12 protein-coding genes are annotated in these 12246 nt (G+C 59.5%); 9 read left to right on the forward strand and 3 right to left on the reverse strand.

Annotated elements, in window-relative coordinates:
* The first annotated feature begins 3 nt into the window (after positions 1-3).
* A complete protein-coding gene (locus tag PMI28_RS11725; RefSeq protein WP_007988142.1) occupies positions 4-630 on the forward strand; it encodes a LysE family translocator in 627 nt (208 codons plus the stop codon).
* Positions 631-823: 193 nt separating this feature from the next.
* Here PMI28_RS11725 and uraH read toward each other — a convergent pair whose 3' ends face one another.
* Positions 824-1177: a hydroxyisourate hydrolase gene (uraH, locus tag PMI28_RS11720; protein WP_007988144.1), complete on the reverse strand. Its 354-nt coding sequence runs from the start codon at positions 1175-1177 to the stop codon at positions 824-826.
* 434 nt (positions 1178-1611) lie between these two features.
* Between uraH and puuE the strand changes: the two genes are divergently transcribed.
* From puuE to PMI28_RS11680, 8 genes are all read left to right on the forward strand, one after another.
* A complete protein-coding gene (puuE, locus tag PMI28_RS11715; protein WP_007988146.1) occupies positions 1612-2538 on the forward strand; it encodes an allantoinase PuuE in 927 nt (308 codons plus the stop codon).
* Positions 2535-3050, forward strand: coding sequence for a 2-oxo-4-hydroxy-4-carboxy-5-ureidoimidazoline decarboxylase (gene uraD / locus PMI28_RS11710; protein WP_007988147.1), 516 nt, complete (start codon positions 2535-2537; stop codon positions 3048-3050). The genes puuE and uraD overlap by 4 nt, the downstream gene beginning before the upstream one ends.
* Positions 3051-3139: 89 nt before the next feature.
* Positions 3140-4135, forward strand: coding sequence for an allantoicase (gene alc / locus PMI28_RS11705; RefSeq protein WP_007988149.1), 996 nt, complete (start codon positions 3140-3142; stop codon positions 4133-4135).
* A 147-nt stretch (positions 4136-4282) separates the two neighbouring features.
* Positions 4283-4786, forward strand: a complete 504-nt coding sequence (locus PMI28_RS11700) for an ureidoglycolate lyase (protein ID WP_007988150.1) — start codon at positions 4283-4285, stop codon at positions 4784-4786.
* A 51-nt stretch (positions 4787-4837) separates the two neighbouring features.
* On the forward strand, positions 4838-6139 hold the full coding sequence (locus PMI28_RS11695) for a urate hydroxylase PuuD (protein WP_007988151.1): 1302 nt from the start codon (positions 4838-4840) through the stop codon (positions 6137-6139).
* 234 nt (positions 6140-6373) lie between these two features.
* The gene (locus PMI28_RS11690) at positions 6374-7732 is read left to right on the forward strand and encodes a nucleobase:cation symporter-2 family protein (protein WP_007988152.1); all 1359 of its coding nucleotides are present in this window, start codon (positions 6374-6376) and stop codon (positions 7730-7732) included.
* A gap of 155 nt (positions 7733-7887) precedes the next feature.
* A complete protein-coding gene (locus tag PMI28_RS11685; protein ID WP_033063425.1) occupies positions 7888-8673 on the forward strand; it encodes an outer membrane protein OmpK in 786 nt (261 codons plus the stop codon).
* 377 nt (positions 8674-9050) lie between these two features.
* Complete coding sequence (locus PMI28_RS11680; RefSeq protein WP_007988154.1) at positions 9051-9836, forward strand: outer membrane protein OmpK; 786 nt, start codon at positions 9051-9053, stop codon at positions 9834-9836.
* A 139-nt stretch (positions 9837-9975) separates the two neighbouring features.
* On the opposite strand, the gene PMI28_RS11675 is transcribed toward PMI28_RS11680, so the two are convergent.
* Positions 9976-11148 carry a patatin-like phospholipase family protein gene (locus PMI28_RS11675; protein ID WP_007988155.1) on the reverse strand — a complete coding sequence of 391 codons (1173 nt, stop codon included), beginning with the start codon at positions 11146-11148 and terminating at the stop codon, positions 9976-9978.
* A gap of 163 nt (positions 11149-11311) precedes the next feature.
* Positions 11312-12244, reverse strand: coding sequence for a lipid A biosynthesis lauroyl acyltransferase (locus PMI28_RS11670; RefSeq protein WP_007988156.1), 933 nt, complete (start codon positions 12242-12244; stop codon positions 11312-11314).
* Positions 12245-12246 lie beyond the last annotated feature (2 nt).

The following is a 12246-nucleotide window of genomic DNA, read 5'->3' on the forward strand; positions in this document are numbered from 1 at the left end:
GTGATGAGTCTGGAAACCTGGCTGCTGTTCAGCGGCGCTGCGCTGATAGTGATCCTGATCCCGGGGCCGCTGTCTTTGCTGATGATCAGCAACAGTCTGAATTACGGCCTGCGCCGCTCTTACCCGGCCTTTCTCGGCGGCGTGTCCGCATCGATCTGCCTGCTGAGTGCTTCGGCCCTGGGCCTGGGTGCGTTGTTGCTGGCTTCGGAACAGCTGTTCAGCGCCCTGAAGATTATCGGCGCACTGTATCTGTTCTACCTCGCCTGGCAGAGCTGGCAGCAATCGCGCCAGCCTTCCCACGGCGCGGAAGTGCCGCAAGCAGCGCCGGTGCCTCGCTTTCGTGCACTGTTCGGCCGTGCCTTCATGCTCGGTGCCAGCAATCCGAAAGATATTCTGTTCTTCGCCGCTTTCCTGCCGCAGTTCTTGAGTGCCGAACAACCGTTCCTGCCGCAACTGCTGGTGATGATTGCGACCTGGACCGTGCTCGACCTGCTGTGCAAATTAGCCTACGGCCTCGGCGCCCACGGTGCGGCGCGCTATCTGCGCAGCGGCAAGGGCCAGAGCTGGTTCAACCGGATCAGTGCGGGGTTGTTTGGTGGTGCGGGTGCAGCGTCGTTGCTGAGCCGCTAAAAGCTGTAGGAGCGAGCTTGCTCGCGATGGACGTCAACGATAACGCGTGCAGTATGAATTATCGCGCTGCCTGGACCTCCATCGCGAGCAAGCTCGCTCCTACAGACGAAAAAAAGCCCGCAGTGTGAGCGGGCGAAAGACCAAAGAAGCTATATGCGCAGTCGCTTCCAGGGTGCAGCAGCTGCTTGGGGGATCAGCTGCCGCGATAGGTGGAGTAGCTGTAAGGCGAAATCAACAACGGCACATGGTAGTGATCCTGTTCTGCAGAGATGCCGAAACGCAGCACCACGACATCCAGAAACGCCGGTTCCGGCAGTTTTACACCACGGGCGCGGTAGTAATCGCCGGCATGAAACTGAACCTGATAGACCCCGGTACGGTAGTCATCGCCTTGCAGCAACGGTGCATCGACACGGCCATCGCTGTTGGTTATCGCGCTGGCGACCAATTCCAGCTGCGAACCTTCAACGCGGTACAACTCGACCTTGATCGAGCTGCCCGGGCAACCGTGTGCTGCGTCCAAAACGTGTGTAGTCAAACGTCCCATTGATTCTGCGCGCCTGCCTGCGTGGAGCAGTCAGACTTCGCGCCTCCCGAAGTCAGTTGAAAAGGAGACCGCACCGATTCGGAGCACGAAAAGCTGCGGCGAGCGACTGATTAAGACACTTTTCAAAAAAATTGTACACAATAAAAACGACATTTTTCCCATAACCCCCGCCACCTGCACATTTGCCGTCGATTTCCCGCCAAACCGCACCACCAATGAAGCCTCTAACTAATAACTGACCAGTCAGGCAGATTTCTTGCAGGCATACGCCAATAGCAGTAAAAGATGACAGTCGGTGAAAAATGCGAAAAATCAGGCTTACAAAGTGAATATAAAGTTGTATACAATCAGCCCATCGCTGTGACGCAAGCCTGCCACCCAATCTTCAGCTGCGTCACACCAACCGTCATCATCGAATAAGAAGGAAGCCTGCAGTGAGCGCTGACTACCCACGCGACCTGGTCGGTTACGGCAGTAACCCTCCTCACCCACACTGGCCGGGCAATGCCCGTATTGCCCTGTCGTTCGTACTCAATTACGAAGAAGGCGGCGAGCGCAACATCCTGCACGGCGACAAAGAGTCCGAAGCGTTCCTCTCGGAAATGGTTTCTGCCCAGCCGCTGCAAGGCGCGCGCAACATGAGCATGGAATCCCTTTACGAGTATGGCAGCCGTGCCGGCGTCTGGCGGATCCTGAAACTGTTCAAGGAATTCGACATTCCGCTGACCATCTTCGCCGTGGCCATGGCCGCCCAGCGTCACCCGGACGTGATCCGTGCCATGGTCGATGCCGGCCACGAGATCTGCAGCCACGGCTATCGCTGGATCGACTACCAGTACATGGACGAAGCCCAGGAACGCGAGCACATGCTCGAAGCGATCCGCATCCTCACCGAAATCACCGGTGAACGCCCACTGGGCTGGTACACCGGCCGCACCGGCCCGAACACCCGTCGCCTGGTGATGGAAGAAGGCGGTTTCCTCTACGACTGCGACACCTATGACGACGACCTGCCCTACTGGGAACCGAACAACCCGACCGGCAAGCCGCACCTGGTGATCCCGTACACCCTGGACACCAACGACATGCGCTTCACCCAGGTCCAGGGTTTCAACAAGGGCGACGACTTCTTCGAATACCTCAAGGATGCGTTCGACGTGCTCTACGCCGAAGGCGCCGAGGCACCGAAAATGCTGTCGATCGGCCTGCACTGCCGCCTGATCGGCCGTCCGGCGCGTCTGGCTTCGCTCAAGCGCTTTATCGAATACGCTAAAAGTCATGAACAGGTGTGGTTCAGCCGTCGCGTCGACATCGCGCGCCACTGGCAGGAAACTCACCCGTACCAAGGGGCCGCGAAATGAGCGCCTTTCAAACATTGAAACCATCGACATTGAGCCGCGACGCCTTCGTCAAAGCCTTCGCCGACATCTACGAACATTCGCCATGGGTGGCCGAGAAGGCCTTCGACCTGGGCCAGGATGCCTCGATCGACGAGATTGAAACCCTGCACCAGCGCATGAGCGACATCCTGTTGAGCGCCGATCACGCAAGCCAACTGGCCCTGATCAACGCTCACCCGGACCTGGCCGGCAAAGCCGCCGTCCAGGGCCAACTCACCGAAGCCAGCACCCATGAACAGGCTGGCGCCGGTATTCACCAATGCACGGCCGAAGAGTTCCAGCGCTTCACCGAGCTGAACGACGCCTATAAAGCCAAGTTCAAGTTTCCCTTCATCATGGCGGTAAAAGGCAGCAACCGGCATCAGATCCTCGCAGCGTTCGAAACGCGCATCCACAACCCGGTCGACACCGAGTTCAAATGCGCGCTGGCGGAGATCAACAAGATCGCCCTGTTCCGATTACTGACCCTATAGCAAGCCTGGCCCAGGCATTTCATGAACGCCGAAATCAACCTGGGCCTCGCAAGCATCCCAAGCCACTTATTTAAAGGCAGACAAGAAGAATGAAAGCTTACGCCGTACCTTTCGAGAAGTTCGTCAACCTGGCCGATGCCCGCCTGGGCACCAAAATCATCTCGGTCACCGATGACTGGTTCGCAGACGCCAACCGTCTGTTCCAACCGACCCCGGCCGTATGGAAGGAGGGCGTGTTCGATGACAACGGCAAGTGGATGGATGGCTGGGAGTCGCGCCGCAAGCGCTTCGAAGGCTTCGACAGCGCCGTGATCCGCCTGGGCGTACCGGGTTCGATCAAGGGCGTCGACATCGACACTTCATTCTTCACCGGCAACTTCCCGCCATCAGCGTCCCTGGAAGCCTGCTTCCTGGCGTCGGGCGAGCCTGATGAAAACACCCAGTGGACTGAAGTGCTGTCCGCCGTCGAGCTGCAAGGCAACAGCCACCACTACCACGAAATCAACAACGACCAGGCGTTCAGCCACCTGCGCTTCAACATCTACCCGGATGGCGGCGTGGCCCGTCTGCGCGTGTATGGCGTGCCGTTCCGCGACTGGTCGGCGATCGGCGACAACGAACAGGTCGACCTGGCCGCAGCCCTCAACGGTGGCCGCGCCCTCGCCTGCTCCGACGAACACTTCGGCCGCATGAGCAACATCCTCAACCCGGGCCGTGGCATCAACATGGGCGACGGCTGGGAAACCGCGCGTCGTCGTACTCCAGGCAATGACTGGGTCATCGTCGCGCTGGGTCATGCTGGTGAAGTCGAGAAAGTCATCGTCGACACCCTGCACTTCAAGGGTAACTACCCGGACAGCTGCTCGATCCAGGGCGCCTTCGTGAAGGGCGGTACCGACAGCCAGATCGAAACCCAGTCGCTGTTCTGGCGCGAACTGCTGCCAAGCCAGAAGCTGGAAATGCACGCCGAACACACCTTCGCCGAGCAGATCAAGGCACTGGGCCCGATCACCCACATCCGCCTGAACGTGTTCCCGGATGGTGGTGTGAGCCGCCTGCGCGTATTGGGCAAGGTCGCGAAGTAATGCTGAGCCTGTAGGAGCGAGCTTGCTCGCGAAAAACTCAAGGACACCGCGTTCATCCTGGATGCACGCGTTATCGTTGACGACCATCGCGAGCAAGCTCGCTCCTACAAAGAATCATCCACACCTGAACAAATTAAGAAGACCAGCATGCGCACATTAACGATTGAACCGCTGACCAAAGAAGCCTTCGCCCCTTTCGGTGACGTGATCGAAACCGACGGCAGCGATCACTTCATGATCAACAACGGTTCGACCATGCGCTTCCACAAACTGGCGACGGTGGAAACCGCTACGCCAGAGGACAAGGCGATCATCAGCATCTTCCGCGCCGACGCGCAGGACATGCCGCTGACCGTCAGCATGCTGGAGCGTCATCCGCTGGGCAGCCAGGCTTTCATTCCGCTGCTCGGCAACCCCTTTCTGATCGTGGTCGCGCCACTTGGCGATGAACCTGTATCAGGCTTGGTCCGCGCCTTCGTCACCAACGGCAGGCAGGGCATTAATTACCATCGCGGCGTCTGGCACCACCCGGTGCTGACGATCGAAAAGCGGGATGACTTCCTGGTGGTTGATCGCAGTGGCACAGGCAATAACTGCGATGAGCATTTTTTCAAAGAGGATGAGCGTTTGATCCTCGCCCCCCACCAATAAGAGAAGGTCCGATCACTCGACAACAAGAGTGACGGGCGAGAGGTAAAGACTGTGGAAGCACATCTGTTGGAATGGCTGAACCTGAGCGTGCGCTGGGTTCATATGATTACTGGTGTGGCCTGGATCGGCGCATCGTTCTACTTCGTCTGGCTGGAAAACAACCTCAATCGGGTCAACCCGAAAAGCGGTCTGGCCGGCGATTTGTGGGCGATCCACGGCGGCGGTATCTACCACCTGGAAAAATACAAACTGGCTCCACCGACCATGCCGGACAACCTGCACTGGTTCAAATGGGAAGCCTACTTCACCTGGATGTCGGGGATCGCGCTACTGTGCGTAGTGTTCTACTCCAACCCGACGCTCTACCTGCTGGCTCCGGGCAGCACCCTGAGCGGCCCTGAAGGCGTGGCCATCGGTCTCGGCTCGCTGTTCATCGGCTGGTTCATCTACTCCTTCCTGTGCGACTCGGCCCTGGGCAAACGCCCTGCCCTGCTAGGTTTCATCCTGTTCGTCCTGATCATCGGCGCGGCCTATGGCTTCAGCAAAGTGTTCAGCGGTCGCGGTGCGTACCTGCACGTCGGCGCGATCATCGGCACCATCATGGTCGGCAACGTGTTCCGCATCATCATGCCGGCGCAACGCGCACTGGTGGCGGCGATCGCCGAGAACCGCACGCCCGATCCGGCGCTGCCGGCCAAAGGCCTGCTGCGTTCGCGTCACAACAACTACTTCACCTTGCCGGTGCTGTTCATCATGATCAGCAACCACTTCCCGAGCACGTATGGCAGCCAGTACAACTGGCTGATCCTGGCGGGGATCGCGGTGCTGGCGGTGTTGGTGCGTCACTACTTCAACACCCGTCATGACAGCCACAAGTTTGCCTGGACCCTGCCGGTGGCAGCCGTCGGCATGATCAGCCTGGCTTACGTCACCGGCCCTGCGCCGTTGAACAACCCGGAAGTGGCCAAGGCGCCAGCGAAGATCGAATACCAGCCGCTGCCGGAAACAGCAGTGGGCGGTGGTCTGAAACCCGCTGAAGCCAAACCTGCAGAAGCGCCTGCCGCCGCACCGGCGCAAGCATCCAACGCCGGCCCTGGCTTTGACAAAGTGCACAGCGTGATTCAGGAACGTTGCGCGGTTTGCCATTCGGCCAAGCCAACCAGCCCGCTGTTCAGTGCAGCCCCTGCCGGCGTGATGTTCGACACCCCCGAGCAGATCCGCCAGAACGCAGCACGGATCCAGGCGCAAGCTGTCACCAGCCAGATCATGCCACTGGGCAACATCACGCAGATGACCCAGCAGGAACGTGACCTGATCGGTGCCTGGATTGTGCAGGGAGCTCCGACCAACTAAGCAACACAAAAGCCTGCGGGCTTTTGTGGCGAGGGAGCTTGCTCCCGCTCGGCTGCGAAGCAGTCGTGAAACAGGAAGTCGCGATCTCCCAGGTGGAACGCGGTGACCGGTTTTGGGGCCGCTTCGCGACCCAGCGGGAGCAAGCTCCCTCGCCACAAGGAATGATGCAAATGACAGCGGCTCGCACCACCGCCGCTGTTCAATCACAAGAATAAAAAAGATCCGAGGTGTTGCATGTCCGAGCTATCCACAGCGCGCATCCCCGACGCACCCGCCATTCAGCGTTTGCCCCTTTTGCAACTGATCCTGGTCGGTTTGCAACATGTTCTGCTGATGTACGGTGGCGCCATCGCGGTGCCGCTGATCATCGGACAGGCCGCTGGCCTGAGTCGTGAAGAAATCGCCTTCCTGATTAACGCCGACCTGCTGGTGGCTGGCATCGCCACCATCGTCCAGTCCCTCGGCATCGGCCCCATGGGCATTCGCATGCCAGTGATGATGGGCGCCAGTTTCGCCGCCGTCGGCAGCATGGTCGCCATGGCCGGCATGCCCGGAATCGGCCTGCAAGGGATCTTCGGCGCGACCATCGCTGCCGGGTTCTTCGGCATGCTCATCGCCCCGTTCATGTCCAAAGTCGTACGCTTCTTCCCGCCGCTGGTGACCGGCACAGTCATCACCTCGATCGGTTTGTCACTGTTCCCCGTCGCCGTGAACTGGGCCGGCGGCGGTGCGAGTGCCGCACAATTCGGTTCGCCGATTTACCTGACCATCGCCGCGCTGGTGCTGGGCACCATTTTGCTGGTGCACCGCTTCATGCGCGGCTTCTGGGTCAATATTTCCGTGCTGATCGGCATGTGCCTGGGCTACGTGCTCTGTGGCCTGCTCGGCATGGTCGACCTCAGCGGCATGGCCAGTGCGCCATGGCTGCAATTCGTCACCCCGCTGCATTTCGGCATGCCGAAATTCGAACTCGCGCCGATCCTGTCGATGTGCCTGGTGGTGGTGATCATTTTCGTCGAGTCCACCGGGATGTTTCTTGCGCTGGGCAAGATCACCGGCCAGGAAGTCTGCCCACGCATGCTGCGTCGCGGTTTACTGTGCGATGCCGGCGCCTCGTTCTTCGCCGGATTCTTCAACACCTTCACCCACTCCTCCTTCGCCCAGAACATCGGCCTGGTGCAGATGACCGGCGTGCGTTGCCGCTCGGTGACCATCGTTGCCGGCGGCTTGCTGATCGTCCTGAGCCTGCTGCCCAAAGCCGCGTTCCTGGTGGCATCGATTCCACCGGCCGTGCTCGGTGGTGCAGCGATTGCGATGTTCGGCATGGTCGCCGCCACCGGGATCAAGATCCTGCAGGAAGCCGACATCGGTGACCGTCGTAATCAGTTGCTGGTGGCGGTGAGCATCGGCATGGGGCTGATCCCGGTAGTACGCCCGGAGTTTTTCGCCCACCTGCCCGTGTGGATGAGCCCGATCACCCACAGCGGCATCGCCATGGCCACGCTCAGTGCCCTGACCTTGAACCTGCTGTTCAACATCCTCGGCGGCAAAGAACGCGCTGCGATCAACGACTGCCACGCCCACACGCATTAACCGAGAAACCCACACCCCCTGTGGGAGCGGGCTTGCTCGCGAAGACGTCATCAGCCCCAACTTCATCGTTGACTGATACACCGCTTTCGCGAGCAAGCCCGCTCCCACGGGAGAGCTACATGCGCCTCAAAAATAAAAACAAGAGGGAGCAACAGATGATTCGGACACAAACCAACTTGCTGTTGACGGGTGGCCTGTTGGCCGCGAGCCAGGCCATGGCCGGCGATTTACTGCTGTGGCAGACCAACAGCCTGAGCTACCTGTACGGCAAGAACTACGCGATCAACCCGGCGATCCAGCAGACGGTAACGTTCGAGCACGCCGATCGCTGGAAGTACGGCGACAACTTCCTGTTCGTCGACAGCACCTGGTACAACGGCGAGAAAGACCGAAACAAAGGTGCTCACGCTTATTACGGCGAGTTCAGCCCGCGTCTCTCCTTCGGCAAAATCCTCGACCGCCGTTTCGAATTCGGCCCGATCAAGGACGTGCTGCTCGCCATGACCTACGAGAACGGCGAAGACGACAGCAAGGCCTACCTGATCGGTCCCGGATTCGACCTCGCAGTACCGGGCTTCAACTTCTTCACCCTGAACTTCTATTACCGCCAGACCGAAGGCTCGCGCCCCGGCGACGATGTCTGGCAAATCACCCCCGCCTGGTCCTACACCCTGCCATTGGGCAACTCGAGCCTGTTGATCGACGGCTACATCGACTGGGTGGTAGATAACGACCAGAACTCACGCGGCACCTATCACGCCAACCTGCACTTCAACCCACAGATCAAATACGACTTGGGCAAAGCCCTGGGCTGGCGCGAGAAACAGGTCTATGTCGGCACCGAATACAGCTACTGGAAAGACAAATACGGCGTCCAGGACAGCTCCCGTTTCAATACCAATGAAAACACCGCCAGCCTGCTGGTGAAGGTGCATTTCTGATGCTGCCCCGCAGCCGCGCCACATACCTGTCGTCGGTGCGCCATTGCGGAGCACTTGAGACCTGTCCGAGGAGTCAGTATTCTCCGCGGCCGCCCGAATCCGGTTTAAAAAAAAGCCCGGATGTAAAACCTGACCAGCAGGCCAACTTATCCCGGCGCTGGCAGGAACCAAGGCACTCCAAAACCCCTCTCAATCGACCGCTCTTGAGCCGTCGAGCGGGAGTTTTTTGGCTTTTTGAAAGCCTTGGCCCAGCTCTTGCTCACAGCACTAAAGCTGACCGAATGGATAATTTTTTGCAGCTACAGAAACAGGCGCCACACCAGAGCGCCGACCTTAAAAAAATAACGTGGAACCACCTACTTTTTGGGAGCAACCGAATGAAACGTACGTGCACTAGCCTGATGCTGGCGGGATCATTGCTGGCGGGGGGTCAGGCCATGGCCGGCGACTTGCTGCAATGGCAGAACAACAGCCTGAGCTACCTCTACGGTAAAGACTTCAAGGTCAACCCGCACATTCAGCAGACCGTGACCTTTGAACACGCCGATGGCTGGAAGTACGGCGACAACTTCTTCTTCATCGACAAAATCTTCTACAACGGCAAGGAAGACGCCTTCGCGGGCAAGAACAGCCACTACGGCGAACTCAGCCCGCGCCTGTCGTTCAACAAGATCTTCGACCAGAAGTTCGAGTTCGGCCCGATCAAGGACGTGCTGCTGGCCATGACCTATGAATTCGGCGAGGACGACACCGAGTCCTATCTGATCGGTCCAGGCTTCGACCTGGCCATCCCGGGCTTCGACTACTTCCAGTTGAACTTCTACAACCGTCACACCGAAGGCGACCGCCCGGGTGACAATGTCTGGCAGATCACCCCGGTCTGGTCCTACACCATCCCGGTGGGTAGCTCGGATGTGCTGATCGACGGTTTCATGGACTGGGTGGTCGACAACGATGTGAACAAAAATGGCGAATACCACGCCAACCTGCACTTCAATCCACAGGTTAAATACGACTTGGGCAAGGCGCTGAATTTCGGTGCCAAGCAATTGTATGTCGGTGTTGAGTACGACTACTGGTCGAACAAATACGGGATCGACGATTCCAAGGCGTTTAACACCAATCAGAACACGACGAGCTTCCTGGTGAAGTTCCACTTCTGATCCCGCTGTAACCGGCGTCTGCAAGGACGCCTTCGCGGGCAAGCCCGCTCCCACAGGGATTTGCGTCGTACGCCGAATTCGAATTCGGCGCAAATCTTTGTGGGAGCAGGCTTGCCCGCGAATTGATTCTCCATCGATCTCAAGCCGAAACCACCGCCTCGTTAATCCCCAGAAACCGACACAACTCCCCGCGTTTGGCCAACGCATCGCGCCGCCCCAGCTCGATCAACTCGCTGCAATAACCCGCCTCGAACAGCAGATAGCTCAATACCCCCGCCCCGCTGGTCTTGGTCGCACCCGGCCCGCGCAAGAACAGGCGCAGCGCCGGTGGCAGTTCCTGGCGATGGCGTGCGGCAATCTCGTCGATCGGTTGACTCGGTGAAATCACCAGCACGTCCACCGGCGCCACGCCCAAGGCACGGGTTGGCGTACCGTCGGGCATCAGGTGACTGAACTGATTCAGACGCTGCAACAGCTCGATATCACTTTCCAGGCTGTCAATGAACGTACTGTTGAGCATGTGCCCACCGATCTGCGCCAGTGTCGGCTGCTGACCGGTGTAGCTGCGCTGCAAGGGTTGTTGCGGGTCGAACCCGCGGGGGTTGCCGCTGACGCCCACCACCAACACCCGACTGGCACCCAGATGCAACGCCGGACTGATCGGCGCCGACTGACGCACCGCGCCATCACCGAAATACTCTTCGCCGATTTTCACCGGGGCGAACAGCAGCGGAATGGCCGAACTGGCGAGTAGATGTTCAACGGAAAGCTGGGTTGGAACGCCGATGCGTCGATGGCGCAACCAGGCATCGATCTTGCCGCCGCCCTGATAGAAGGTGACTGCCTGGCCGGACTCATAGCCGAACGCGGTGACCGCCACCGCATGCAATTGTTTCTGTGCGATCGCTTCGGCGATGCCGCCCATATGCAGCTTGTCGTGGAGCAAATGCCGCAGCGGAGAACTGTTGAGCAACGCCACCGGCATGTGTGTACCGATACCGAGCAAACTGTGGCTGACAAAGCGGCTGGCCTGACGAATCACTCCGGGCCAGTCGCTGCGCAACACCAGATGACTGCGAAAGCCCTGCCAGAAGGCCGTCAGGTGTTCGATGGCGCTACGAAAGTCCATCGCCCCGCTGGCGAGGCTGACGGCGTTGATCGCGCCCGCCGAAGTGCCGACGATCACCGGAAACGGATTGCTCGCCCCCGGCGGCAGCAATTCGGCAATCGCCGCCAGTACCCCGACCTGATAAGCCGCCCGAGCCCCGCCGCCGGAAAGAATCAACCCTGTAACCGGTTCGCCTGGACTCATGCACAACTCTCCATGGTGCTTGATGGGGTTTCGTTGTTTCGACCTGTTCCCTTGTAGGAGCGAGCTTGCTCGCGATGGTCGTGAAAACTCCGCGGGGTGTCAGGTGCCCCGCGTTATCGTTGACCACCATCGCGAGCAAGCTCGCTCCTACAGGGAGCGGGATTCAACCGCGTTTGGCGTACAGCTTGGGCTCGCCCGGCGGACGGCTCTTGAAGCGGCGGTGGGCCCACAGGTATTGCTCGGGATGTTCGCGCAGAACGGCTTCGATCCATTGGTTGATGCGGATGCAGTCGTCCTCTTCGGTTTCGCCGGGGAAGCCTTCGAGCGGCGCATGGATCACCAGGCGATAACCGCTGCCGTCCGCCAGGCGCTCCTGGGTGAACGGCACCACCAGCGCCTTGCCCAGCCGCGCAAACTTGCTCGTGGCGGTGACGGTCGCAGCCTGAATGCCGAACAGCGGCACGAAAATGCTTTGCTTGGCGCCGTAGTCCTGATCCGGTGCGTACCAGATTGCGCGGCCCGAGCGCAGCAATTTGAGCATGCCGCGCACGTCTTCGCGTTCCACCGCCAGCGAGTCGAGGTTGTGGCGTTCGCGGCCCTGGCGCTGGATATAGTCGAACAGCGGATTTTTGTGCTCGCGGTACATGCCGTCAATGGTGTGCTGCTGACCGAGCAACGCGGCGCCTATTTCCAGCGTCGTGAAGTGCAGCGCCATCAGGATCACGCCCTTGCCTTCACGCTGGGCCTTTTGCAAATGCTCCAGCCCTTCGACATGAGCCAGCTTCGCCAGGCGCTTGCGCGACCACCACCAGCTCATCGCCATCTCAAAAAAAGCGATGCCGGTGGAGGCAAAGTTTTCCTTGAGCAGGCGTTTGCGCTCGGCTGCGGTTTTTTCAGGAAAACACAGTTCCAGGTTGCGTTTGGCAATGCGCCGCCTGTCGCCGGCCACACGATACATCAATGCACCCAGTGCACGACCGACCCACAGCAGTGCCGGATACGGCAACTGGACGATCAGCCACAACAGCCCCAGGCCACACCACAGCGGCCAGAAACGTGGAGATAGAAATGCTTTTCGAAAACGCGGGCGGTCCATTA

Origin of the sequence: Pseudomonas sp. GM48 (genome assembly GCF_000282335.1) — a bacterium.
In the GTDB taxonomy this organism is placed as follows: domain Bacteria; phylum Pseudomonadota; class Gammaproteobacteria; order Pseudomonadales; family Pseudomonadaceae; genus Aquipseudomonas.